At 40.9% G+C, this 24,557-nt stretch carries 24 protein-coding genes and 1 riboswitch; of the genes, 11 read left to right on the top strand and 13 right to left on the bottom strand.

Going from position 1 to position 24,557, the window contains the following annotated elements; genetic code table 11:
• Positions 1 to 131 precede the first annotated feature (131 nt).
• The gene (locus MKI85_RS03985; protein WP_241625207.1) at positions 132 to 1,055 is read left to right on the top strand and encodes an AraC family transcriptional regulator; all 924 of its coding nucleotides are present in this window, start codon (positions 132 to 134) and stop codon (positions 1,053 to 1,055) included.
• A gap of 17 nt (positions 1,056 to 1,072) precedes the next feature.
• Here the strand turns inward: MKI85_RS03985 and lpxB are convergent, their stop codons facing one another.
• A complete protein-coding gene (lpxB, locus tag MKI85_RS03980; RefSeq protein ID WP_241625205.1) occupies positions 1,073 to 2,242 on the bottom strand; it encodes a lipid-A-disaccharide synthase in 1,170 nt (389 codons plus the stop codon).
• A 221-nt stretch (positions 2,243 to 2,463) separates the two neighbouring features.
• Between lpxB and MKI85_RS03975 the strand changes: the two genes are divergently transcribed.
• The 7 genes from MKI85_RS03975 (at position 2,464) to MKI85_RS03945 (ending at position 9,598) form a co-directional block, all read left to right on the top strand.
• On the top strand, positions 2,464 to 4,563 hold the full coding sequence (locus MKI85_RS03975; protein WP_241625203.1) for a TonB-dependent siderophore receptor: 2,100 nt from the start codon (positions 2,464 to 2,466) through the stop codon (positions 4,561 to 4,563).
• 62 nt (positions 4,564 to 4,625) lie between these two features.
• A complete protein-coding gene (locus MKI85_RS03970; protein WP_241625201.1) occupies positions 4,626 to 4,919 on the top strand; it encodes a hypothetical protein in 294 nt (97 codons plus the stop codon).
• A 3-nt stretch (positions 4,920 to 4,922) separates the two neighbouring features.
• Complete coding sequence (locus MKI85_RS03965; RefSeq protein WP_241625199.1) at positions 4,923 to 6,479, top strand: PepSY-associated TM helix domain-containing protein; 1,557 nt, start codon at positions 4,923 to 4,925, stop codon at positions 6,477 to 6,479.
• The gene (locus MKI85_RS03960) at positions 6,476 to 6,778 is read left to right on the top strand and encodes a DUF1634 domain-containing protein (protein ID WP_241625197.1); all 303 of its coding nucleotides are present in this window, start codon (positions 6,476 to 6,478) and stop codon (positions 6,776 to 6,778) included. The genes MKI85_RS03965 and MKI85_RS03960 overlap by 4 nt, the downstream gene beginning before the upstream one ends.
• Before the next feature lie 126 nt (positions 6,779 to 6,904).
• A complete protein-coding gene (locus MKI85_RS03955; protein WP_241625195.1) occupies positions 6,905 to 7,795 on the top strand; it encodes a sulfite exporter TauE/SafE family protein in 891 nt (296 codons plus the stop codon).
• A gap of 126 nt (positions 7,796 to 7,921) precedes the next feature.
• Positions 7,922 to 9,013, top strand: a complete 1,092-nt coding sequence (locus tag MKI85_RS03950; protein ID WP_241625193.1) for a 3-deoxy-7-phosphoheptulonate synthase — start codon at positions 7,922 to 7,924, stop codon at positions 9,011 to 9,013.
• A gap of 60 nt (positions 9,014 to 9,073) precedes the next feature.
• The gene (locus tag MKI85_RS03945) at positions 9,074 to 9,598 is read left to right on the top strand and encodes a protein tyrosine phosphatase family protein (protein WP_241625191.1); all 525 of its coding nucleotides are present in this window, start codon (positions 9,074 to 9,076) and stop codon (positions 9,596 to 9,598) included.
• Here MKI85_RS03945 and ispF read toward each other — a convergent pair.
• A complete protein-coding gene (gene ispF, locus MKI85_RS03940) occupies positions 9,586 to 10,077 on the bottom strand; it encodes a 2-C-methyl-D-erythritol 2,4-cyclodiphosphate synthase (protein WP_241625189.1) in 492 nt (163 codons plus the stop codon). The two genes, MKI85_RS03945 and ispF, sit on opposite strands and share 13 nt — an antisense overlap.
• Positions 10,078 to 10,178: 101 nt before the next feature.
• On the opposite strand from ispF, the gene MKI85_RS03935 reads away from it, so the two are divergent.
• Positions 10,179 to 10,829 carry an A1S_1983 family putative colistin resistance protein gene (locus MKI85_RS03935; RefSeq protein WP_241625187.1) on the top strand — a complete coding sequence of 217 codons (651 nt, stop codon included), beginning with the start codon at positions 10,179 to 10,181 and terminating at the stop codon, positions 10,827 to 10,829.
• A 60-nt stretch (positions 10,830 to 10,889) separates the two neighbouring features.
• Here MKI85_RS03935 and MKI85_RS03930 read toward each other — a convergent pair whose 3' ends face one another.
• From MKI85_RS03930 to MKI85_RS03900, 7 genes are all read right to left on the bottom strand, one after another.
• The gene (locus MKI85_RS03930) at positions 10,890 to 12,134 is read right to left on the bottom strand and encodes a D-amino acid dehydrogenase (RefSeq protein ID WP_241625185.1); all 1,245 of its coding nucleotides are present in this window, start codon (positions 12,132 to 12,134) and stop codon (positions 10,890 to 10,892) included.
• Positions 12,135 to 12,276: 142 nt separating this feature from the next.
• Positions 12,277 to 12,367, bottom strand: a riboswitch (glycine riboswitch).
• 206 nt (positions 12,368 to 12,573) lie between these two features.
• On the bottom strand, positions 12,574 to 13,710 hold the full coding sequence (rodA, locus tag MKI85_RS03925; RefSeq protein WP_241625183.1) for a rod shape-determining protein RodA: 1,137 nt from the start codon (positions 13,708 to 13,710) through the stop codon (positions 12,574 to 12,576).
• Positions 13,711 to 13,835: 125 nt separating this feature from the next.
• On the bottom strand, positions 13,836 to 14,552 hold the full coding sequence (ispD, locus tag MKI85_RS03920) for a 2-C-methyl-D-erythritol 4-phosphate cytidylyltransferase (protein WP_241625181.1): 717 nt from the start codon (positions 14,550 to 14,552) through the stop codon (positions 13,836 to 13,838).
• Complete coding sequence (gene ftsB, locus MKI85_RS03915) at positions 14,518 to 14,919, bottom strand: cell division protein FtsB (RefSeq protein WP_241625179.1); 402 nt, start codon at positions 14,917 to 14,919, stop codon at positions 14,518 to 14,520. The genes ispD and ftsB overlap by 35 nt, the downstream gene beginning before the upstream one ends.
• Positions 14,920 to 14,936: 17 nt before the next feature.
• A complete protein-coding gene (gene eno / locus MKI85_RS03910) occupies positions 14,937 to 16,226 on the bottom strand; it encodes a phosphopyruvate hydratase (protein WP_241625177.1) in 1,290 nt (429 codons plus the stop codon).
• 44 nt (positions 16,227 to 16,270) lie between these two features.
• A complete protein-coding gene (gene kdsA / locus MKI85_RS03905; protein WP_241625175.1) occupies positions 16,271 to 17,128 on the bottom strand; it encodes a 3-deoxy-8-phosphooctulonate synthase in 858 nt (285 codons plus the stop codon).
• A 36-nt stretch (positions 17,129 to 17,164) separates the two neighbouring features.
• Positions 17,165 to 18,802: a CTP synthase gene (locus tag MKI85_RS03900; RefSeq protein ID WP_241625172.1), complete on the bottom strand. Its 1,638-nt coding sequence runs from the start codon at positions 18,800 to 18,802 to the stop codon at positions 17,165 to 17,167.
• Positions 18,803 to 19,029: 227 nt separating this feature from the next.
• Between MKI85_RS03900 and MKI85_RS03895 the strand changes: the two genes are divergently transcribed.
• Entirely contained in the window at positions 19,030 to 19,440 is a 411-nt protein-coding gene (locus tag MKI85_RS03895; RefSeq protein WP_241625170.1) for an internalin, read from the top strand.
• A 68-nt stretch (positions 19,441 to 19,508) separates the two neighbouring features.
• Here MKI85_RS03895 and MKI85_RS03890 read toward each other — a convergent pair whose 3' ends face one another.
• The 4 genes from MKI85_RS03890 to MKI85_RS03875 all read right to left on the bottom strand — a co-directional run bounded on the left by MKI85_RS03890 (position 19,509) and on the right by MKI85_RS03875 (position 23,876).
• Complete coding sequence (locus MKI85_RS03890) at positions 19,509 to 20,603, bottom strand: YheT family hydrolase (protein ID WP_241625168.1); 1,095 nt, start codon at positions 20,601 to 20,603, stop codon at positions 19,509 to 19,511.
• A gap of 19 nt (positions 20,604 to 20,622) precedes the next feature.
• Positions 20,623 to 21,339: an SGNH/GDSL hydrolase family protein gene (locus MKI85_RS03885; protein WP_241625166.1), complete on the bottom strand. Its 717-nt coding sequence runs from the start codon at positions 21,337 to 21,339 to the stop codon at positions 20,623 to 20,625.
• 39 nt (positions 21,340 to 21,378) lie between these two features.
• Positions 21,379 to 21,786: a nuclear transport factor 2 family protein gene (locus tag MKI85_RS03880; RefSeq protein WP_241625164.1), complete on the bottom strand. Its 408-nt coding sequence runs from the start codon at positions 21,784 to 21,786 to the stop codon at positions 21,379 to 21,381.
• 62 nt (positions 21,787 to 21,848) lie between these two features.
• Positions 21,849 to 23,876 carry an NADPH-dependent 2,4-dienoyl-CoA reductase gene (locus tag MKI85_RS03875; protein WP_241625162.1) on the bottom strand — a complete coding sequence of 676 codons (2,028 nt, stop codon included), beginning with the start codon at positions 23,874 to 23,876 and terminating at the stop codon, positions 21,849 to 21,851.
• A gap of 133 nt (positions 23,877 to 24,009) precedes the next feature.
• Here MKI85_RS03875 and MKI85_RS03870 point away from each other — a divergent pair, with 133 nt between their 5' ends.
• Positions 24,010 to 24,552, top strand: coding sequence for a PadR family transcriptional regulator (locus tag MKI85_RS03870; protein ID WP_241625328.1), 543 nt, complete (start codon positions 24,010 to 24,012; stop codon positions 24,550 to 24,552).
• Positions 24,553 to 24,557: the final 5 nt, after the last annotated feature.

Raw genomic sequence — 24,557 nt, 5'->3', positions numbered from 1 at the left:
GCGACAGTTGCAAACGTCCATAAAAACTATGTAATCGTCTTTGGCTTATTTTGATAAACAATGTCCTATAAACACATATTACAAATTTTTAATAATTGTATATTTCAGCCAATGAGATAAAACGAAAAAGCATGGATGCACTAAGTAAAATTTTTGATGATATTCATCTGAACAAATCCGAATATCTGTATTTAAAAGCGCGTGGCGACTGGTGTTTTCAATATGAAGATCAGAGTGCCATGGTGGCGTATGCGATGGTCTCAGGGCATGCACTGATCCAACTGGATGCCACTACACAAGTACATGTCCGCGCAGGAGATTTGGTTTTAATTCCTTCTGGTCGTAGCCATAGTGCCTCTAATACGCCAAACCCTTTGGTCGATACCTTGAATATTACCCATCGTTTCGATGAAACAGGCGAAAAAAGTATTGAATTTGGCGCGGGTGAAGGCAAACAGACCGTCATCTTGGCTATTCGCTGTCATATGGATAGTATCATGGCGCGTCCATTGTTAAATGCATTACCGCAATCCATTCATTTACATCAAATGAATGGGCAAACGATTCCCGAATGGCTACAAATCGGTTTGCAGTTCCTAGCTGTCGAAACCCTACAAGTGCAACCTGGACGTGACAAAATCCTCGATCATCTGGTCAGTATTTTTTTTATAGAATGTGTCCGTGATTATATTTTGCAATTAGGCGATAGCAACAACTGGTTATCCGCACTGTCCCATCCTGAATTATCCAATGCCTTAGCTGCCATTCATGGGCAACCGCAACATGCATGGACAGTTGAAACACTAGCAGAACAATGCTGCATGTCTCGTTCTAAATTCGCGCAACTATTTAGCCAGATGGTAGGTGAACCACCGCTGGCATATTTACAGCAACATCGCTTACGCATTGCATCGCAGTATTTAAGACAAGGACAATATACTGTTCAGCAGATTGCCAATTTAGTGGGATATGCGTCAGAAACGGCGTTCAGTCAAACCTTTAAAAAGCAATTTGACCTCACGCCGAGTCAATATCGACAGCAATTTATGCAATAACTGAAGTTCGTCATTCGTTACAGTAAACTTAAAATGGCTTGTACAGGATCTTCACTATTGCCAGAAAGAAGCTGCTTATGCATCGTAATGTGCTGCATCACTTGAATCTGAGATACCTCAATGTTCATCAATTTTTCAATTTCATGCGCTAGATTCTCGGGTGTTGCATCATTCTGAATCAACTCCCGAATCACTTTTTTACCCGCAATAATGTTTGGCAAAGAATAATACGGAATTTTAATTAACAGTTTCGCAATAAAATAAGTCAATGAATTAAGCTTATAGAACGTCACCATCGGGCGATGCAATAGCATGGCTTCTAAAGTCGCTGTACCCGATGCCAAAGCCACGATATTGGCTGCATTCATGACCTGACGACCAATTTTTGATTCGGTGTCGGTATTTTCCAGTAAATGTACTTTCGCGCGGAAAGCATCTGAATAATGTTGCAGTAAATGTTCAATTTGCTGTTTACGGGCATCATTAATCGCAGGAATCAAGAACTCATATTCAGGATGTTTTTGACTCAAAATTTCTCCTGCTTTAAGCACTAAGGGGCCTAAACGCTCCACTTCTCCACGGCGACTACCCGGTAATAACGCAATATGTTTTTGTGTTGTTGCTAAACCCAGTTCCTGCTTCGCTTCAACCAAATCATTTTTTAAAGGTAATTGACTCGCCAAAGGATGCCCCACAAAAGCCGCGGGTACATCAAATTTTTTAAAAAATGCTTTTTCAAATGGAAATAAACACAGCACCAAATCAATACTTGCCTTAATCCCATGCACACGACCCTGTCGCCATGCCCAAACCGAAGGACTCACATATTGTACGGTTTTAATTGGTAACTGTTTTTGCTTTAAACTTTTCGATAAGCGTAGATTGAAATCAGGTGCATCAATGCCAATAAAGACATCAACCGGCTGTTTAGTCCATCTTTCTACCAGTCCATCACGCACTGCAAATAGCTTTTTAATATCTTTTAAGACTTCAACAATGCCCATCACCGACAAAATATCCATCGGATAATAGCTCTGGAATCCCTCCGCGATCATTTGTGGACCACCAATTCCTTCAAACTCGGCATCAATTCCTTGCTCACGAAAACTGCGGATTAACTTGGCACCCAAGGTATCTCCTGAAACTTCACCAACAACGATGCCTATTTTTAGTTTTTTGTTGTTCAAGATTTCTTGCTCTGTTCAAAGTTAAACACCTGAATATTCTAGCATAGCCACAGCTTCGGAAAAATTTTCTGTATGCATTTTCAAGTTCAAAAGACATCCACACTAAATCTAATTTAGCTATGGAATCATTTTAGTTAATCATGATTTACGATCATTATACATTTGATTGCTTTAAAATATAAACTTAGAATTAATGAGAATTATTTGCATTAATATTAACCATGTCTAAATCCGCTACGCTATTTAAGTACTCTTTACTTGCCCTGACCATTGCCCACATCAACCTTAGTTATGCCGAGGATGAAGTGACCACCCTATCCACCATTCAGTTACAAGCCGATGAAACCGCCGATCAAAGCTCTGAAACAACCAAGGCATATAACGTTAAAAAAAGCAGTAGTGCGACCAAACTGAATATTGATGCGCGGGAAACACCGCAAACGGTAAATGTAGTAACGCGTCAACAAATGGATGACTTTAATCTGACTTCAACACGGGATATCTTAAACAACACCCCTGGCGTAACGGTCACTGGTTTAGAAACCAACCGTACGACCTATACAGCACGTGGCTTTGATATTTCCAACATCTTGGTCGATGGCATTGGTATCCCGCAGGTGGATAGCTATAACTACAATAATAGTGATGCTGACAGCTATTTTTATGATCGCATTGAAGTCGTGAAAGGTGCAGATGCCCTGACCAATGCTTTAGGTGACCCAGGTGCGACCATTAACTATATACGTAAGCGTCCAACCCAAGAGTTTCAAGCCAATGCTGGAATTAGCTATGGCTCTTGGGATACACAGCGCTATGAAGCAGACATTTCAGGCGCCCTTACACAAGATGGTCGCCTTCGCGGACGCTTGGTTGGCTATGAAAAAACGGGCGATTCATATTTAGACCGTTATTCTGAAGAAAAAAATGGCTTCCAAGGTATTCTTGAAGCAGATCTTACCGATTCTACTGTGGCATCCGCAGGCTATTCTAAAACACGCCAATATGCCAACGGCTCTCAATGGGGGGCTTTACCTTTAGTCAATTCGAAAGGTGAAGCTTTAAGTTATTCTCGCAGTTACAACTATGCGCCATCGTGGACCTACTATGACTGGGAAATTGACAACTATTTTGCCAATATTGAACAGCAACTTGCTGGTGACTGGAAATTGAAGCTCGGTTACAACTTAAAAGAATCTGAAGTTCGTGACAAAATGCTGTATTTAAGCGGTTCACCCTCTGCAACAGACAATACTTCAGGCATTTATCTCTACCCTGAAATTTATAATCAGAAATTTAAAGAAACCACTGCAAATGCAGACATCCAAGGCACCTTCCCTCTATTTGGACAACGTCATGAAGCCAATATCGGCTATAACTGGTCGAAGTACACTGCTCAAAGTATTTATTCTTATGGCAGCAGTTTAGGCACCTATACGACGGATCAGGCAAGTTGGTCACCTGTAGAACCCACATGGGGAGAATTCTATACCGCAACGCCTGAAGAACGGGTCATGAAATCTGTTTACACTGCTACCCGTCTACATCTAAATGATGATTTAAAACTACTTTTAGGTGCAAACTATACTGAAATTGACACACTTGAATATAAAGAAGATAAAGTTTCACCTTATGCAGGATTAACCTATAACTTCACGCCTGAATATACAGGTTATATGAGCTATACCTCTATCTTTAGACCGCAAACTGTTATCGATTTAGCGACCCAGCAAACCGCCGTTCCAGTTGAAGGTGAAAGCTATGAAATTGGGGTCAAAAGTTCATGGTTAGATGGTGCCCTGACAGGTAACCTTGCTGTATTTAGAACTGACGAGGACAATTTTGCCCTCAATCCAATTTGGGATGCGACCTACAACAAGTATTCTTCCGACATTGGTACAGTTCGATCTCAAGGTGTCGAAGTGGGACTATCTGGAAAAGTCACGGATAATCTTGATCTCGTGTTCGGCTTCTCGACTTTCAGCCTGAAAAACATGGAATCTGGTGAAAGAGCGCGTGTAAATATTCCAACCCAAACCATCAATGCTTTAGCATCGTACACCGTACCGCAGCTACCTAAACTCAAACTTGGTGCCAGCGTAAAGTGGCAAGATGATATTCAAGACACGTCTTATGCCGCCATTACTCAGGATGCCTATGCCTTATTCAACATCATGGCAAGTTATGAAGTGAATCAAAATGTATTGGTACAAGTGAATGGCAACAACCTAACCAATGAAAAATACCTGACTGGGCTGTCTGGCGGTCAAGGGTATTATGGTGCTTCAACCAACTATAACGTTGCTTTAAAATTTAAATATTAATCAACCAGCCAAGCCTGAACATACAGGTTTGGCTTTTTTTAATTCCATAGCGGTCGTAATTTATGAGTAAAGTACAATCCATTTCCTATACTTATCGCATACAAGTGTTTTACCGCTTTGTTGTCGCTTTTATCATAGGTTTTATCTGTGCTGCACTACTCAGTCTGGACTTAACTTATTTACTCAATCATCAACTTCCTAAAGCTGAAGCGATCTATTTGGCTGCATTTATCAGCCTGATATTTTATGCCGGCTATGTCATTACCAGTTTCTGTATTCAATCATTACTTCGGCTTACCATACTCAGTTGTGGAATATTTGGCTGTGTATTTTTACTATTTCTAGGAATGCGTTAATTCATGCATAAAAGTATTCGACAATCGATGGCATGGTTGCACTCTTGGACTGGCTTACTACTAGGCTGGGTGATTTTTGCCATCTTTCTTATGGGTACTGCTTCCTATTATCGCCATGAAGTGAATTTATGGATGCAGCCGCAACTGGCTCAATACGAAATTCAGCAGCACACTGCCATTCAATCTGCTACTACTTATTTGCAAGACCATGCTGCTGATGCAAAATCTTGGTTTATTGGCATTGCCACTCCAGAATCACCTTTGAATACCATTTACTGGCAAAAAGTAGATGGTGGCTATGAAAGTAAAACGCTGGATGCGAATTCTGGGAAAGAATTGAATCTCTCTGCAACAGATGGCGGTGACTTTTTCTACCGTTTTCATTACCAGCTGTTTGGCTTACCGATAAATATTGGGCGACTCGCTGTCTGCTTTGCTGCTTTTATCATGTTGATTGCCCTGATCTCAGGCATCATCACGCATAAAAAGATTTTCACCGATTTCTTTACCCTAAGAACCTTTAAATCGCAGCGTTCTTGGCTAGACTTTCATAATGTTTCCTCGGTCATTGCCTTACCGTTTTTCTTAATGATTACCTTTACGGGTTTAGCCATTTTTTTCTATTTATATTTCCCGTGGGGAATGAAAACCCTTTATCCAAATGATCCCTATCAATATTTCACAGAAATTAGAACTCAAGTTGTTGCACAAAATACAACTCCGGAGCCAGAACCTAATTTAAGCATGAGCACATTGCTTCAAACCGTAGAACAACATTGGGGAAGACAAGAACTTGCCTCGATTACTGTGCAAAATCCCAATACCGACCAAGCCTTGTATAGCTTTATGCAATTACAAGATCATACGATTACACGCAATCAACCTCAAATTACCTTGCGGGGGACTGATGCATCACTGATTCGAAGCACACGTAATGACAGTGCCATTGCAACCTTAAATTTTGGAGTTTATGGCTTGCATATGGCTACCTTTGCTCAACCGGTTTTACGTCTTGCATTCTTTTTCTCAGGCTTGTTAGGTTGCTGTATGATCGCATCTGGCTTATTGCTCTGGAGTCTGAAACGTCAACTACAAAATAAAACGGGGCAATTTCACTTTGGACATTATTTGGTTGATCGTTTCAACATCGCAACGTTTGTCGGTCTTCCTATGGCGATGTTGGCATACCTATTTACCAATCGCATCGTGACGATTACATCAGATACACCGAATTATGAAATTTATGCTTTTTTTACCACATGGAGCTTAAGTCTGGTTCTTGCGTTGTGTACACCTAAACAATGGCTGTGGCGCTCCCAACTTGCAGGTTTAAGCTTAGTTGCGACCAGTCTAGTTATTTTTGATTTCGTTTATCTTCTACAACATCACTATATCCATGACTTCTATAGCTATTGGTTATTTTTAAGAATTGACCTGTTTATTCTACTTCTCGCAATCTTTGCCTATTTCATTTTTAAGAATATTCATCCCATTCAGCTCAAGGCAGCACAAAAGCTAAGTAAGAAAGTTTCTACTACTCATGAGGTAAATGCATCATGATGATCTTCTTCGGCATGACATGTATTCTGCTTGGGATGTGGTGTTCACATTTACTCAGCAGCAAACAGATTGAAAAAACCAAGCGATCCCAATGGCACTTCTTGACGCGTTACCCCAAATGTAGCCGCAGCATCGCTTATATTCTTTTTCTTATTGCAGCTGCCATTTTTATAAAAACATTCGGTATTTCAATTGGTTTCGTTAGTTGGTGGTTATTCTCCAGCCCTGTTATCTTATTTTTAATATTATTAATCAATGATTTAAAAAAGAAAGATAAACCTCAAAAGCATCATTATTAATGTTTTGACTCATCGTAAGCTTAAAAGCTTTAGCGTTTTTTTGCATAAGCAAATCATTTATCAAGACAAACACTTATCTTAAAAAGTCATAACATATGCGTGGTTTATCATATTTGGCTTCTATTCATGTTCGGTTCTGTTGAATATATTCTTGCAGGTGTTTTAGTTGGGTTCTGTGTAGGCATTACAGGTGTAGGCGGTGGTTCTCTGATGACCCCTATTCTGATTAGCCTGTTCAAGATTGAACCTCACATCGCCATCGGAACCGACCTTCTGTATGCATCGATCTCAAAATTTTGTGGTTCGATGGTACATGCAAAAAAAATGAATATTGTTTGGCCCATTGTGATTTGGCTCGCTGTCGGCAGTATCCCCGCTTCTTTTGCCACACATTGGGTGCTTGAGAACTATCTCAGCCAATCTGCGAGCTACAAATCCGTACTCACCATGGTGTTAGGCTTTATGCTAACCCTGACTGGTGTCTCTATTATCTTCCGTGGACATATTGAACGCTTTTTCAATAAATTCCGTAAAGATGAACAGTTAGACATGAGTGAAGATTTGGAAAAAGTGAATTTCCAAGCCAAAAATAAGCGTGCCTATATTATTCTTATGGGTGTGATACTGGGTATATTTGTAACTTTATCTTCAGTCGGTGCCGGTGCTTTCGGCATTATGGCGCTGGTGATTATGTTCCCAAATTTACCGATGATTCGTATTATCGGTTCAGACGTAGTCCATGCGGTATTGCTTACCTTAGTCGCAGGTCTAGGTCACATGAGCTCGGGAAATGTCGATTTCACTCTATTAGGTTGGTTATTGGTCGGTTCTATTCCAGCCATTATTGTGGGTACACTCATCAGCTCTCATCTACCAGAAAAAATTATCCGTAAAATTTTAGGGATCACCTTATTTGCACTGGGTGTGAACTTCATGATTCACCCTGTTAAAGCCAAACCTGTACAAAAACCGACCACAGCAATGATTTACACTGTTGAAAAATCACACAGTGTTTAATTTATATATGCGAATAATCGGTTTTTTTCACGCTTTTATTGGTCTTTTGTATAGCAAAAGACTGATTAAATCGTGTTATATTCAGGCAACTAAAAAAACTCTTGTATGATCGATCTAGTGACAGCAATGAATACACAACAGCCAAACCCTATTACTCAATCAGACATTGATGACATAAATGTGAAAAGCATTCAGCCTTTAGTAACTCCTGCAGAACTAAAAAAAGAGTTGCCTTTAACTGGAAATGCATATCAAACCGTACTTAAGGGTCGCGAAACCATTCGCAATATTTTAGATGGCAAAGATAAGCGTCTTTTTGTCGTAATTGGTCCTTGTTCTATTCATGACACCGTTGCTGCACATGATTATGCTGATCGCTTAAAAGTCTTGAGCGAAAAAGTCAAAGATACCCTGTATATCGTGATGCGAGTTTATTTTGAGAAACCACGTACGACTGTGGGGTGGAAAGGCTTAATTAACGACCCAGACATGAATGACTCTTTCAATATTGAAAAAGGTCTTCGTATTGGTCGTCAATTACTGTTGGAATTGAATGAAAAAGGCTTGCCTTGTGCAACTGAAGCACTCGATCCTAACTCACCACAGTATTATCAAGATTTAATTTCATGGTCTGCGATTGGTGCACGTACTACAGAAAGTCAAACTCACCGTGAAATGTCTTCTGGTTTATCTTCACCAGTGGGCTTCAAAAATGGTACAGATGGTGGCTTAACTGTTGCAACCAATGCGATGCAGTCTGTGAAACATGGTCACAACTTCTTAGGTCTAAATGAACACGGTCAAGTTTCTGTCATTCGCACCAGCGGTAACCCATATGCACATGTGGTATTACGAGGTGGTAATGGCAAGCCTAACTATGATGCCGGTTCAGTTGCAGAAGCTGAAAATGCTTTAGCCAAAGCTAAAGTCAGCACTAAAATCATGATTGACACCAGTCATGCCAACTCAAACAAAGACCCGTTCCTACAACCTCTCGTTCTGAAAAACATTACAGAACAGATTTTGGATGGTAATAAATCAATCGTTGGTATTATGGTTGAAAGCCATTTAAAAGGTGGTCGTCAGGATATCCCTGAAAATCTCGATGATTTAGAATATGGTAAGTCAGTTACAGATGGCTGTATTGACTGGGATACCACTGAAAAAGCCTTGCTTGATATGAATGAAGCTTTGAAAGACGTATTACCAAACCGCTAAGCCTTCAAGCGCCATCCCACAGGATGGCGTTTTGTTTTACTGCCAAATAAAGTTACCGTTATGAATCAACTCGAAAACGCTTTAAGTCACATTGACCATTTCCAGTTTATCCATGAACATTTATTTAGTTCAGGGCAACCGACCATTGAGCAGTTAAAACTGATCAAAGAATATGGCATCACAACTGTGATTAACCTTGCTTTGAATGATGCAGAAAATCATCTTCCGCATGAAGATCGCGTATGCTTGGAATTAGGTTTGAATTACATTCATATTCCAATTCTTTGGGATACCCCTTCTGATGAACAGTGTATGTTGGTTCTAGATATGTTGGATCACTTGGTACAGGAACAGATGGTTTGGGTGCATTGTGCTAAAAACCTCCGCGTCAGCAGCTTGATGTATCTTTATCGTCAGTATTACATGGATGTGAATATTGCCACAGCTCAAGATCAATTGCATGCAATTTGGGAACCTAATGAGACATGGACTGGGTTAATTCATGCGGTAGCCTTACAACTACAGGGTCGTAAAGCTACCAAAGAATTGCAGCAATCCCTGATGAGTGCAGGTCATTTTGCTTGATGACTAATTAACACCGTTGCAGTTGCTAAAATTCCTTCCTGACGACCAGTAAAACCCAATTTTTCAGTGGTTGTTGCTTTTATACTAATTTGAGTAACATCCACATCCAACACATCAGCAATCGATTGGCGCATTTCTAAATTATATTTAGCAAGTTTTGGGCGTTCACAGGCTACTGTCATGTCTGCATTATTCAACACATAACCACGATCCAAAATTAACTGATACACATGTTTTAACAATACACGGCTATCCGCCCCTTTAAACTCAGGGTCTGTATCAGGAAAGTGTTGACCAATATCGCCTAGTGCCAGTGCACCTAATAATGCATCACACAATGCATGCAACACCACATCCCCATCTGAATGCGCTTTTAAAGCATGTGTATGCGGAATTTTCACCCCAGCCAAAGTAACAAATTCACCTTCTTCAAAAGCATGAACATCCATTCCTTGACCAATTCGAATATGTGCGACCATTAAATTACGCTCCCTCAGAAATAAATGTTTGAAATCTTGTATTCAGTGTTTCGACTTCGTTATAGTTACACTAGCACAGTGTTGTGAAAGTATAAGTCATCATGTTGTTGAATACAGACATTAAATTCTTTAAAACTATAGCATCTTTCATTGGTCTCGGCTGTATATACAGTAGCCTGAGTTATGCTCAGGAAATTGATTGCAGCACACCCCAAAATTCGACGATGAAAACCATGTGTTCGAGTACATTTGATCAACAACGCCAAAAACTCAAAAATCAGTATTTAACCGCTTTTCTGATTAGTGATGCACCATTACGCTTGTTGGATGATACACACAGTATCTGGCTCAAACGTGCGCAACAATGTAAAACTAAATCTTGTTTTGATCAGCAATTTGAACTGCGTACGGATGAGTTGAATTTTTATACTTCACTCAACCAAAGTTTAACCCAACATTATTTAAAGTTTGAGCACGGCAAATTGGCAAAGCAACCAATTCATTTACAAGTGCATCAGCTCACTAAAGACAGCATTAAAATTGAAGGGATTGCTTACCGCAATCCGAACAATAACAAAGACACTCAAACCATCCCTTTCTTGGCTTATACCACACCTGAAAAGAAGCAGAATATTGAGGATAATGAACATAACTGTAAATATCAGTTTGATTTTAACAAAGCGATTTTAACGGTCAAAACTCAGCAAAAAGGCTGTGAGCGTTTCACTGGCGTATATCGTCTTTATGATTAATCCACTCAATTTTATCAAATAAAAAAGCACAAAATACTCTGTGCTTTTTTAATACTGACTTTAAGCTGGATAAGCTAAAGTGATTTCCTGACTAATCATCACTGCGGTAGCTGCCGACAATGTCCAGCCTAAATGTCCATGTCCTGTATTGTAAAATATGCGCTCACGACGACCGCGGCGCACAATTGGCATCATATTCGGCATCATTGGGCGTAAGCCTGCCCAAGGCACCACATTCTGAGTTGAAATATCAAAATTCTTATTTGCCCAATCCACCAAGGGTTGAATCCGATCAGCACGAATATCACGGTTATAGCCATTGAACTCAGCTGTACCCGCAATCCTTAAGCGGCTTGCCCCGAGGCGTGAAGTCACAATCTTGGCACTTTCATCAAGTAAACTCACCCATGGTGCATGCTGCACACTCTGCTCATCCTCCAGATTGATGGTGATGGAATAACCTTTTACTGGATACACATTCACTTTATCTCCCAGTAAATGCGCCAACTGATAACTGCCAACACCACCACACACCACGACAGCATCGGCTTCAAAATATTCAGTTTCTTGCGCTTCAGAATTCATATTTTCTGTGCTGGATTTACAGACGACAGCCACTCCTTTTGCATGATGTTGCACATCTGTGACTTCTAAGCCAAAACGATATTTCACCCCATATTTTTCTGTTGCTTTGGCTAAACCATTGGTAAATTTATGGATATCGCCTGTGGCATCACCCGGACAATAAAATCCAGCAAAGTAATCACCTGTCAGACTTGGCTCAATTTGTTTTATTTCTTCAGGTGTTACTGCATGACGTTCTAAACCACCTGTACGCAGCAATTCATTCACCCGTGTTGCCACTTCATAATCAGCCTGATTATGGTAAAAATGCAGAATCCCCCGTTTTTCTAAATCAAACTGAATATGCTCTTGCTCCGCGATATCAAATAGGCGCTTACGCGCCATCAATGCCAGTTTAACCGTATCACGGGTATTTTCTTCATAATGCTTAATATTGCCTAAAAACTCGACTAACCATGCATATTTGTGCACATCAAATGAAGGATTCAAGAGTAGCGGAGCATCTTTCCGTGTCATCCATTTAATGCCTTTCAATACAGTCGATTTTTGATTCCATACTTCTGCATTACATGCTGAGAGCTGACCACCATTGGCGAAAGAGGTTTCCATTGCAGGATAAAGATGTTTATCAATAACAGTTACATCATAGCCCAACTGAGAGAGTTCATAGGCTGAAGTTACCCCAGTAATTCCAGAACCAATAACAATAATATGTGGCATAAAGCACTCCTTGGAAATGCATGCATTCCTTGTGTTATGCCCCATCTGTCATTGGTACCTGAGAGCTTCGGTCGCATTGCTTATACAACCATCCCCTTCGGTGAGTGCCTATTTTTTGTTTATGCACTTCTCTCCAGATTTTGAAATTATTACAGTCCTTCTGCCTGAGAGTTTCCGGGGTCGTTGCTCCTTCGGCGAACACATTTAATGTGCTTCTCTCCTGCAATAATTGCTTCTTATAATATGAGCAATATATATACCATTTGCGAGTGCAAAATACACTAATTACATGCTGTATTATGCTAAAGCAGTATAATTACAGTTATTTAGCCTATAATTCAATCGCTTATCGAATTATTATCTTGTTTAAATTTTGATATAGTAAATGAAAAAAATTATTTCAAAATAGAAAAAAAGCCCCTTTCGGGGCCAATGTATCTTATCGGTGCGTATGAACTGACATCACAATGCCCATACCAGCAAGCAGTGCAATGACCGCAGTACCACCATAACTCATTAAAGGCAATGGATCACCTGTTACTGGTAAAATCCCACTAATCATGCCTGAATTTAAAAATACAAAGAAAAAGAAGGTTAGACCAATTGCACTTGCCAATAAACGACCGTAGTTATGGAACGAATTCAGACCAATCATCATACAGCGGAAAATAATCGCTGCATAAAGCGCAAATAGAAACATGACCCCTAAAAATCCAAACTCTTCAGAATAGGTCGATAAAATAAAGTCGGTATGATGTTCAGGCAAATAACCTAAATGCGATTGCGTCCCTTCCAAATATCCTTTACCCATTAATCCACCAGAACCAATCGCAATTTTCGACTGAATAATATTCCAACCCGCACCTAGCGCATCAGACTCTGGGTCAAATAACGTCAAGATACGTTTCTTTTGATAGGTTTGAAGCACATACATCCATAACACAGGTGCAGCAACAGCCAGTGCAACAAAAGCGCCCAGAATCAGCCGCCAAGACATACCACTTAAAAATAAGACAAAAATTCCCGGGATAATTAAGCCAATGGACAAATCGGGCTGCAAAGCCACCAACACAAACGGCACAAACATGATGACCAGTGCCCCCAAAATATGAATCAGTTTGGGTGGAAATGGCTTTCTGGCAAAATACCATGCCATCATGAGCGGCATAGCAAACTTCATGAATTCACTGGGTTGTACACTGCCAATACCAGGCACCGTCAACCAGCGTTTCGCCCCTAAGCGTGTGTCACCAATCACCAGTACCAAAACCAACAGCACAATCGAAATCAAATAGAAATATGGACTGGTGGCTTGATAAACCTTGGGTGGAATCTGTGCACAGATAAACAATAGAATAAAACCCACACCAAAACTGGTTGCTTGACGCAGCACCATACTCATATCTTCAGCCGTGGCACTATAAACCGCCATCAGACCAATAATCGAGTTAATGATCAACAATCCTAATAACCAAGGATCTAAATGTAAACGGTGCCATTTGGAGGAATCGTCCTTAATACTTCGACCATCACGCAGGGATTGGCGTAAGAAACGATACTGTTGAGAAGGTATCATCTTGAGAGGCAATACAGCTAAAAGAGCAGAGTATAAATTTAAAGTGCAGCAGAGTGAATGCTTAATTCCATGTTCAGAGCAATTATTTCGTAAACACGCTCTACTGCAGTATTAAAACCTAAACATCAAGCTTGCGAGCGTGTGATTAAACGCGCCAACTGCAAATCATCGGGATAGGTAATTTTGATATTATCTGAACGACCTTGCACGACAATTACAGGATGCCCGACATATTCAAGCGCACTGGCTTCATCTGTAATGACTTGATTGTCTTGTAGTGCCTGTTCAATTGCTTGCTTTAAAACACCGAGTTTCGCCATCTGTGGCGTTTGTGCTTGCCACAAAGATTCACGACTGACCGTATTACTGATCAGGTCTTCAGTTTGCACCAGCTTTAAGGTATCTCGCACAGGAATCGCAAGAATAGCAGCTTGATCTGTTTCAATCGCTTTATCCACCAACGCATGCAAGGCAGCTAAGGTGACACATGGACGCGCAGCATCATGCACCAATACCCAGTCATTTTCATCCGCGATTTGTGTGAGGTAATTTAAAGCATTGAGAACAGAGTCAACTCGCTCTTTACCACCAGCACAAAAATGGGCTTTTTCAGCGGCAGCTAAAGCTAAAGTTGAAACCACATCATCATCTGGCGCTACAGCAAGCACATAACCTGCCAAAGCCAGACCATTTAAGCGCTCCACCGTATGTTCAAGCACTGTTTTATGATCTAGCAATTGATATTGTTTTAATTCAGACTGAGAAAAACGACGTCCAGAACCTGCTGCAGGAATCACCACCCAAAGCTTATTGTGCATTGGCTGGCTCTTGTGGGATGACATCGTCATCTTCATTGGTACGTAAATCTGTTTTGGCGTTTGGATCAATATAAATCGGTTTGTATTGTGTACTGATGGTGCTCATTTGCACAAAGGTTTCACGCGGTTTAATTAAACCCAAATCTAAACGTGCATGTTCTTCTATGGCTTCAACACCATTTTTTAAATCATAAACTTCTGCGGCTAAAACACGATTGCGTTCTTTTAGCTCATCATTAATTTCTGTTTGTTGTTGGATTTTTTGGGTCAGTTGCTGATGATCGTGATAACCACCTTCACCAAACCAGAATAAATACTGAAACCCTGCGATCAGTATGATCGCAAGGCCCAATAGTAATTTACTCGCAACGGAGTCAAATACATTTAACATAGATAGCATTCAATCGCTTAGTTCAAACCTTTGAACTCAGCTTTACCGCGATAGATCGCGTTAGTCAACTCTTCAATACGAAGCAATTGGTTATATTTTGCAACACGGTCAGAACGGCAAAGTGAACCCGTCTTGATTTGACCAGCCGCTGTACCTACTGCAAGATCCGCAATTGTAGAATCTTCAGTTTCACCAGAACGGTGCGAGATTACAGTTGAGTAACCATTTGCTTTCGCAAGGTAGATTGCATCTAAAGTTTCAGTCAAAGTACCAATTTGGTTGTACTTGATCAGAATAGAGTTACCTACTTTCTGGTCAATACCACGTTGTAAAATCTTAGGATTCGTTACAAATAAATCGTCACCTACCAATTGGATTTTGTCACCAAGAATAGACGTCAAGTAAGACCAGCCTTCCCAGTCAGACTCATCTAAACCATCTTCAATTGAGATAATTGGATATTGGTTTACAAGACCTGCTAAATAGTCAGAGAACTGGTTGCTTGTGAATGCTTTATTGCCTTCACCTGCAAGGATATATTGACCATTTTTGTAGAATTCTGAAGATGCACAGTCAAGCGCAAGCATAATATCAGAACCAGCTTTGTAACCAGTTTGACCAATAGCTTCAAGAATAACCGTGATTGCTTCTTCGTTTGAACGCAAGTTCGGTGCAAAACCCCCTTCATCACCAACAGCAGTGTTTAAACCTTTTTTGTTTAAAACTGATTTTAGAGAATGGAAGATTTCAGCACCCGCACGTAATGCTTCAGAGAATGAAGTGAAACCAACTGGCTCAATCATGAACTCTTGAATATCAACATTGTTGTCTGCATGTGAACCACCATTGATGATGTTCATCATTGGTACAGGCATACTCAAAGTTGTTTGACCACGTAAGTCTGCGATGTATTGGAAAAGAGGAATTTTCTTTTCAGTAGCAGCCGCACGTGCAGCAGCCAAAGAAACAGCTAGAGTTGCGTTAGCACCTAGTTTTTCTTTATTTTCAGTACCATCAAGTGCGATCATCGTGTTATCGATGTCTTTTTGTTCAAATACTGATTTACCCACTAAAGCATCACGGATTAAAGTGTTTACGTTGTTAACCGCATTTTTAACACCTTTACCTAAATAGCGTGCTTTGTCGCCATCACGAAGTTCTAAAGCTTCACGAGAACCAGTTGAAGCACCAGAAGGTGCACATGCACGACCTACAACACCAGATTCTAGGATAACGTCTGCTTCGATGGTTGGGTTACCACGAGAGTCCAAAATTTCACGTGCACGAATGTCAACGATTTGGCTCATGAATAATTCCTCAGTTGATTAATAACGAGATGCTTTAGACAGCATCAATGAGTATCTAATTTTGCGAAACCTTTTACCAAGGTATCTAATTCTTTTAGCTGTGCTAAGAATGGCTCAAGCTGTGACATGCGCAATGCACAAGGACCATCACATTTGGCTTTTTCAGGATCTGGATGTGCTTCCAAGAACAAACCTGCTAAACCAGTTGCCATACCTGCACGTGCCAATGTCGTGATTTGCGCACGGCGACCACCCGCAGAGTCTGCACGACCACCTGGGGTTTGTAGTGCATGGGTCACATCAAAGAACACAGGAACATTCATTTCTTTCATGATGTCGAAGCCCAACATGTCTACAACTAGGTTGTTATAGCCAAATGCAGAACCACGTTCACATAGAATGAGTTTGTCATTTCCAGCTTCTAAGCACTTATGCAAAATATGACGCATTTCGTGCGGAGCAAGGAATTGTGCTTTTTTAATGTTGATAATGGCATCGGTTTTTGCCATTGCTTCAACCAAGTCAGTTTGACGGCTTAAAAATGCAGGTAACTGAATGATGTCCGCTACTTCAGCAACTGGAGCAGCTTGATACGGCTCATGTACATCGGTAATGATTGGCACATTAAAGTGCTTTTTAATGTCTGCCAACCATTCAATTCCCTTTTCCAAACCAGGACCACGGAATGAAGTTAAGCTCGAACGATTCGCTTTATCGAAACTTGCCTTAAACACATAAGGAATATCTAAGCGCTTGCAAATATCAACATAGGTTTCTGCAATTTCAAAAGCTAAATCTTTTGACTCTAATACGTTCATGCCGCCGAATAGTACAAATGGCAAGTGGTTTGCCATTTGTATATCGCCTAAACGTACAATTTCTTGTGGTTTTAATTGTGACATTTAAACTTTCCTAGTTTAGTCCTAGACATACTTTATTTAAGCTTTTTGATGTTTTGCTTTCGCTGCACCAATAAAACCTGCAAATAATGGATGTCCATCACGTGGAGAACTTGTAAATTCTGGGTGGAATTGTACAGCAATAAACCAAGGATGTTGAGGAATTTCAACAGTTTCAACTAAATGTTGCACTGGAGAATAACCTGAAACCTTCATACCCGCAGCTTCAATTGCAGGAATGAAACGGTTGTTCATTTCGTAACGGTGACGATGACGCTCTACAATTTCAGCCTTACCATACACTTCACGTGTTTTGGTGCCTTCAACCAATTCAGATTTTTGAGCACCTAAACGCATTGTACCGCCAAGGTCAGATTCTAGGCTACGCTGTTGTACTTCTCCACGCTCATCTAACCATTCTGTAATCAAACCAATTAATGGTGATTTAGTCGAACGGTTGAATTCTGTAGAAGTTGCGTCTGCAATACCTGCAACATTACGTGCAAATTCGATTACAGCCAACTGCATGCCTAAACAAATACCAAGGAATGGCACATTGTTTTCACGCGCATACTGAATTGCTTTCATTTTGCCTTCAGTACCACGCTCACCAAAACCACCTGGTACAAGAATCGCATCAGCATCTTTCAATGCAGTTGCTACATCTTGGCTTTCAAGGTCTTCAGCGTTCACATAGTCGATTTGAACTTTAACGCGGTTTTGAATACCTGCATGTAACAATGCTTCGTTTACAGATTTATACGCATCTGGAAGTTCAACATATTTACCCACCATCGCAACACGAACCGTGTATTCAGGATTTAACAATGCTTCTACTACATTGTCCCAATCTGTAAGATCCGCTTCTGGCAAATCATTAAAGCCAAAACGTTCACAGATTAAATCATCAACATCTTGTTCATAGAATGTGCGAGGAATTTGATAAATTGTTTTCGCATCTTTACATACCACAACTGCACGCGCTTCTACGTTCGTGAACAAGGCGATTTTACGTGTGGTATCTGCATCAACATCGTATTCAGTACGGCAGATTAGGATATCTGGTTGAATACCGATTGAAAGCAGCTCTTTTACAGAGTGTTGCGTTGGTTTGGTTTTTAACTCAGCCGCAGACTTGATATAAGGTAACAACGTCAAATGCATAAGCATGGTACGTTTATGACCTAATTCAACCATAAGCTGACGTACAGATTCCATGAATGGGAGAGATTCAATGTCACCTACTGTTCCACCGATTTCTACGATGGCAACGTCATAACCTTCGCCTGCGCGAAGAACACGTTCTTTAATATTATCTGTAATATGGGGAATTACTTGAACAGTACCGCCTAAGTAATCACCACGACGTTCTTTATTAAGTACGTCTTGATAAACACGACCAGAAGTAAAGTTGTTTAGCTTGGTCATTTTTGCACGACGCAAGAAACGTTCGTAATAACCCAAATCCAAGTCAGTCTCAGCACCATCTTCTGTGACAAAAACTTCACCGTGCTGGAATGGGCTCATCGTCCCTGGATCGACATTAATGTATGGATCCATTTTGACCATGGTCACTTTTAAACCACGGGCTTCTAAAAGTGCAGCAACTGAAGCAGCTGAAATACCTTTACCTAGTGATGAAACTACACCACCAGTAACGAAAATAAAATGGGTCATTAAGTTTCTCGTACAATGGAGCCTAAATCGGCCTACAATGTTGTGCGATTTTACTTTACTCTGTACCTAGAAAGCAAAGTCAATTAGCAGCAATTCATAGATCAATAAACAATTGGCTATTCTATCAGCATTTCCGATAAAAATTTAGTAGGGAATCTCAGGATTTTTCATCTGCTATTTTACTGCTATACTATGCGCACTCTATTTATGCTTTATTTTGTGCAATTATGAATAAGAAATTTTTAATTTGTGGCGCCCTTGCAATGGGTTTATTACTTACGGCATGTGTGAAAAAAGAAGAGCCGAAGGATGAGCAAACTGAAACTGCTCAAGCTGCATCTGAACCAACTGAACAAGTACAGTTCCAACCATTAGAAGCATCACAACCTGAAGCAGAAGTTGTTATTCCTGCTCAAGTTGAAGTAGAGCGTCAAGAAACCCCGAATACCACGACTGAAATCCGTCGTGAAGTGCGTGAAGAAGCACCTAAACCAGCTGCAACTGAAGTAACAGAAGCACCTAAAAAAGTCGAAGATAAACCAGCACAACAGCCGAAGCCAAATTATTCGACTCAGTCTGAGGATGATGCTGTTGCCGCTGCAATTGCTGCTGCTACACCTGCATTAGATAACAAATAATGTCAAGATGATGTGAAAAAACCAGTTCCAATGAACTGGTTTTTTTGTGAAATTAAAACATCAACATCTTAATCTATATGTAACTTCAGATAATCTGCCATTAATTTTGCCGCCCAAGAGCGGGTGTGGGTAACACCTTCATAAAAACCACAATGACTGCCCTTTTTGGTGGTCACAACAATAATATTGTCCATACGCTGGATCAGTGATTTATAGGGCTCAAAATTTTTGATATGACACACGGGATCATCTTCCGAATTTAAAACCATCAATGGAATTTTGATATTTTCAAATACGTGAATTGGGTTAATCGCTTGGGTATAACTGGCATAATCTTGAAATCCAGCCAATTCAAAATAACTTTTCTCAAATTCAGCAAGTGTTTTAACTGCCAACACCTTCGGCAGCGATGCCACAGGCTGCCACGTTTGCACATAGGGATGAATAAAAGTCTTAAACAACTTTTTGGTCATGACCTTACTATAAAACGGATGAATGTTATCAAAGCCAAGTTCGGTGTTATAGCCCGGACATAAGGCAAAAGCCGCTTTAAAAGGTGTATCAAGTCCTTGCTCACCCAAATAGCGCACCAATAAACCTGTACCCGCAGATGAGCCCACTGCATATAAAGATGTGTCTGAAAATTGTTGCTGGATATAAGCCACTTGTTCACGTAAATCTGAGGTTGAACCAAACAAACTCATTTTAGGTACAGGTAACGGCAAATCCGCATGACCACGGCGTAAACACAAGGCTATGCGCCAACCTGTATGTTGATGTAAATCTCTCACCAACTCGCGCATGCTGGCCAAATTCCCAGTGATGGTATGTAAAACCACAATGGTTGGAGTCTCTGCGGGTAAATCTAAGCCATACCAAGCGACTGCCGTAATTCCCCCATCTTGCATGGTCAGCTGATCAATACGGTCATATTCAAGCTGAATACGACGCTTTTTAACCACATCAAAATACAGCAAATGGGCATGGGTATTCGATAACCACGGCGTCGGACGATATTTCTGCTGGAGTTGCGGTAACCTCTCTAAAATGGTTTTACTTGTCCCTTGCGGGTCATAATACATTTTAGGTTGTTCCGCGCCCAAGAGTGTATCTAACCACTCTGAACTGATTTCTTTGATTTTTTTAAAAGTTGATCTGCTCATATTCATATATGACCTCTGACTATGAGTATAAAGATTGCCGTATCAATGCTGCGATTTGTTGCCCCCAAATAGTATAAATCTCTTTACTTGGGTGAAAACCATCACTTGCCATTGGCAAATTCATGGCTTGATAAGACTGGATATCAAATTGTAGAAACTCAAACTGTGCCTGAGGCGCTAACCAATGCTGTAACTGTTGATTCATCTGAGTGGCATACTGCCCAAACAGCCACGCCAATGGATGTGGCAATGCTTCAAAGTGCTGCATAGGTGGTACACCCGATACAATAATCAGCCGAGGATGAAACCGTTTTTGGATGTCCTGAAACAATATTTGCTGCTGTTTCAGCCATTTTTTAGCAGACATGAGTTTGGTGACATCATTGACGCCAATGGAAGTCACCACCACATCATACTGTTGATGTGCCAAAAGCTGCGTCGCAGCAATCACCTGTTGCGTGGTATCTCCAGTTTTCGCATGCAATTTCCAGCGTACCCGATATTCATCTTGCAAACAGGACAAGATCGAACCCGAAAGTGCCTCTTGCTGTGATTCAACACCCACACCTGCTGCCGCTGAATCACCTAAAATCAGCAAGGATAACGGTTGTCCCTGCCCACAAATCCCGTCACGATCACCACTGGCTTCTGCAAGCCGCGGTGTATTCTTCCTCACCCTGAGACCTTGAAATACAACCACAGGTAATAACGCCAAGGTTGAAAGTTTTAACCACATTTTCATAACCTCTAATGATCGCGTGATTACTAGACAAACTTAGCCAGGTTGAAACTGTTTGATCCGCTGCCCCATTTGAGCTGCCAAAGCTTCCAAACCACTTTTCGGGCGAATCATCACTTCAAAATCGACAATTTGACCTTGCGCATTGAATTGAATCATATCAATCCCCTTAAGTGTCTTATCACCGACATTGGCTGAAAACTCGAGTACCGCAGATTGTGCATTATCCGTCAAAAATTCACGATGATACGTAAAGTTCTCAAAGACTTGAATTACATTGGTCAAAATAAAGGTGACAACTGCTTTGCCTTCATAAGGATGAAAGGCAACAGGTGAGCGAAATACAACATTATCCGCTAAAAGTTCATTTAACAAACTCATGTCACGAGTCGCTAACATTTGATGCCATTGGTGTAATGCTTGTTGAGTTTGTTTTAATTGCATTGTTTTATTCTCTATCTAATCATGATCAAAATAGAAAAGAGGACCCGAAGGTCCCCCTGACTTTAAATGACTGCTGCAAGTTCAGCACCTTGACGAATCGCACGTTTCGCGTCCAACTCACCAGCTTCTTTTGCACCACCAATCAAGTGTACTGCTTTACCATCTGCTTTGAGTTGATCAAACATAGCTGTGAACGGCTCTTGTCCTGCACACACCACCACGTTATCCACTTCCAACAGCATTGGTTTTTCGTTCACAATAATGTGTAGACCTTGGTCATCCACTTTTTCATAGCTTGCACCTGCAATCATTTGCACATCACGGTTTTTCAAACCAGCACGGTGAATCCAGCCTGTGGTCTTACCTAAACCGGCACCTACAGTGGTAGGTTTACGTTGTAGCAAGAAGATTTCACGCTCTGAAACTTCAACTTCTGGCTGTTTTAAACCACCTACATTGCTATAGTCGGTATCAATACCCCATTCTGCATAGAATTTTTGCGGGTTTAAGCTACCACTTTCACCTTCATGGCTTAAGTATTCAGACGTATCGAAACCAATACCGCCCGCACCAATCACCGCAACACGCTTACCGACTGGCTTACGCTCTTTTAATACTTCGATGTAGCTCAATACTTTTGGATGATCAACCCCTTCAAAGCTCAATTCACGCGGTGTTACACCTGTCGCCACCACGATGTCATCAAAGTTGGCTTGGCTCAATTCTTCATAAGTCGCCTTATGATTCAATTGCAACTTAATTTTCGGTTGTAACAATTCAATTTTACGTTTGAAGTAACGTAAAGTTTCATAGAACTCTTCTTTACCCGGCACAGTTTTCGCAATATTGAACTGACCACCAATTTGGTTCGCTGCCTCAAAGATAGTCACGTTGTGGCCGCGCTCTGCTGCATACGTTGCAAAGCTTAAACCTGCTGGACCCGCACCAATCACCGCAATATTTTTCGCTTGACCAACTTCTTTGAAGATTAGTTCAGTTTCATAACATGCACGTGGATTGACTAAGCAAGTTGCAATCTTCATCGAGAAGATGTGATCTAAACATGCTTGGTTACAGCCGATACACGTGTTGATTTCATCGCTACGACCTTGTTCAGCTTTAAGCACAAACTCTGGATCTGCCAACATTGGACGCGCCATAGACACGATATCTGCATCACCAGAAGCCAATACATGCTCAGCCATTTCCGGCGTGTTAATACGGTTAGAAGTCACCAATGGAACTTTAACGCTGCCTTTTAACTTTTTGGTCACCCAAGTAAATGCAGCACGCGGTACTTTGGTTGCAATGGTCGGAATACGCGCTTCATGCCAACCAATACCGGTATTGATGATGGTCGCTCCCGCTTTTTCGATTTCTTTCGCAAGATGGATAACTTCGTCTAAGTTTGAACCACCTTCGACCAAGTCCAACATCGACAAACGGTAAATGATAATGAAGTTTTCACCCACTGCTTCACGAGTACGTTTAACAATTTCAATCGGAAAACGGATACGCTTTTCATAGCTACCACCCCACTCATCATCACGATGGTTGGTACGCGCAGCAATAAATTCATTGATCAAGTAACCTTCTGAACCCATGATTTCTACGCCATCATAACCTGCATATTGCGAGAGTTTGGCACAGTTCACGAAATCATCGATGGTTTGCTGAACTTCAGCAGAGGTTAATTCTTTAGGACGGCTTGGGTTAATCGGTGCTTGAATTGCCGATGGTGCCACGATCTCTTTTTGATATGAGTAGCGACCTGTATGCAAAATTTGCAAAGCAATTTTACCACCAGCATCATGTACCGCTTGAGTAATCACTTTATGGTGTTCAGCTTCTTCACGTGTATCGAGCTTAGAACCGCCTTTAAAGGTTAAGCCATGATCATTCGGTGAAATACCACCTGTCACAATCAGTCCCACACCGCCTTTGGCACGTTCAGCATAAAAAGCTGCCATACGGTCGTAACCACCGGGTGCTTCTTCAAGACCAACGTGCATAGAACCCATCAAGACACGGTTTTTAAGCGTGGTGAATCCCAAATCTAATGGGGCGAGTAAATGTGGAAAATTGGACATGAGACCTCCATGGCTTGCAATGTGCTGGCTAAATTTGCTTTTATGCAACTTGTTGCACTAATTTATAATCTAATTTTGAAATCTATGCAACATGTTGCATAATGCTTTTAACTTAAATCTGTTGAAAACCATTATGTCCTTAGCGCATGTTCTTCTGACCAGTCTGATTGAAAAACCAAGTACGGGGATTGAGCTGGCACGACGCTTTGACCGTTCTATGGGCTTCTTCTGGAATGCCACGCATCAGCAAATTTATCGTGAACTCAGTGCGATGCAGCAAAAAGGTTGGATTTCAACGATTGAAGATGAAAGTGCAACCAGTCGAAAAAAGACCTATCAAGTTGAACAAATGGGGCGTACCGAACTGGCTGACTGGATGGTCAAACAAAGCCCTCCCGCCCAACTGCGTGAAGAGCTGATGGTACGCTTAAGAGCTGAAGCACAAATTGGTGAAGCAACCGTGTTACCCGAATTAGAACGGCACCTTGTCTTGCATCAAGAAAAACTGAAAACCTACCAACTTATCTACAATAAAGATTTCTCTTCATCTGAAACTGAAAATCGGACTTTATATATTCATAAAATGATTCTACAGTTAGGAATAGATTCAGAAGTAGTCTGGATTCAATGGCTTGAAACCATGATTACCAGTTTAAAAAATTTCGATTCACATTAAAAAAG

Origin of the sequence: Acinetobacter zhairuonensis (genome assembly GCF_022601715.1) — a bacterium.
Classification (GTDB): Bacteria; Pseudomonadota; Gammaproteobacteria; order Pseudomonadales; family Moraxellaceae; genus Acinetobacter.
This window is presented reverse-complemented; position numbering and strand designations above follow the sequence as displayed.

Bases quoted from the DNA above. Each gene is read 5' to 3' on its own strand.
- MKI85_RS03985 (WP_241625207.1), top strand. From the start codon at position 132: ATGGATGCACTAAGTAAAATTTTTGATGATATTCATCTGAACAAATCC.
- MKI85_RS03975 (WP_241625203.1), top strand. From the start codon at position 2,464: ATGTCTAAATCCGCTACGCTATTTAAGTACTCTTTACTTGCCCTGACC.
- MKI85_RS03970 (WP_241625201.1), top strand. From the start codon at position 4,626: ATGAGTAAAGTACAATCCATTTCCTATACTTATCGCATACAAGTGTTT.
- MKI85_RS03965 (WP_241625199.1), top strand. From the start codon at position 4,923: ATGCATAAAAGTATTCGACAATCGATGGCATGGTTGCACTCTTGGACT.
- MKI85_RS03960 (WP_241625197.1), top strand. From the start codon at position 6,476: ATGATGATCTTCTTCGGCATGACATGTATTCTGCTTGGGATGTGGTGT.
- MKI85_RS03955 (WP_241625195.1), top strand. From the start codon at position 6,905: ATGTTCGGTTCTGTTGAATATATTCTTGCAGGTGTTTTAGTTGGGTTC.
- MKI85_RS03950 (WP_241625193.1), top strand. From the start codon at position 7,922: ATGAATACACAACAGCCAAACCCTATTACTCAATCAGACATTGATGAC.
- MKI85_RS03945 (WP_241625191.1), top strand. From the start codon at position 9,074: ATGAATCAACTCGAAAACGCTTTAAGTCACATTGACCATTTCCAGTTT.
- ispF (WP_241625189.1), bottom strand. From the start codon at position 10,077: ATGGTCGCACATATTCGAATTGGTCAAGGAATGGATGTTCATGCTTTT.
- MKI85_RS03935 (WP_241625187.1), top strand. From the start codon at position 10,179: ATGTTGTTGAATACAGACATTAAATTCTTTAAAACTATAGCATCTTTC.
- MKI85_RS03930 (WP_241625185.1), bottom strand. From the start codon at position 12,134: ATGCCACATATTATTGTTATTGGTTCTGGAATTACTGGGGTAACTTCA.
- rodA (WP_241625183.1), bottom strand. From the start codon at position 13,710: ATGATACCTTCTCAACAGTATCGTTTCTTACGCCAATCCCTGCGTGAT.
- ispD (WP_241625181.1), bottom strand. From the start codon at position 14,552: ATGTCATCCCACAAGAGCCAGCCAATGCACAATAAGCTTTGGGTGGTG.
- ftsB (WP_241625179.1), bottom strand. From the start codon at position 14,919: ATGTTAAATGTATTTGACTCCGTTGCGAGTAAATTACTATTGGGCCTT.
- eno (WP_241625177.1), bottom strand. From the start codon at position 16,226: ATGAGCCAAATCGTTGACATTCGTGCACGTGAAATTTTGGACTCTCGT.
- kdsA (WP_241625175.1), bottom strand. From the start codon at position 17,128: ATGTCACAATTAAAACCACAAGAAATTGTACGTTTAGGCGATATACAA.
- MKI85_RS03900 (WP_241625172.1), bottom strand. From the start codon at position 18,802: ATGACCCATTTTATTTTCGTTACTGGTGGTGTAGTTTCATCACTAGGT.
- MKI85_RS03895 (WP_241625170.1), top strand. From the start codon at position 19,030: ATGAATAAGAAATTTTTAATTTGTGGCGCCCTTGCAATGGGTTTATTA.
- MKI85_RS03890 (WP_241625168.1), bottom strand. From the start codon at position 20,603: ATGAGCAGATCAACTTTTAAAAAAATCAAAGAAATCAGTTCAGAGTGG.
- MKI85_RS03885 (WP_241625166.1), bottom strand. From the start codon at position 21,339: ATGTGGTTAAAACTTTCAACCTTGGCGTTATTACCTGTGGTTGTATTT.
- MKI85_RS03880 (WP_241625164.1), bottom strand. From the start codon at position 21,786: ATGCAATTAAAACAAACTCAACAAGCATTACACCAATGGCATCAAATG.
- MKI85_RS03875 (WP_241625162.1), bottom strand. From the start codon at position 23,876: ATGTCCAATTTTCCACATTTACTCGCCCCATTAGATTTGGGATTCACC.
- MKI85_RS03870 (WP_241625328.1), top strand. From the start codon at position 24,010: ATGTCCTTAGCGCATGTTCTTCTGACCAGTCTGATTGAAAAACCAAGT.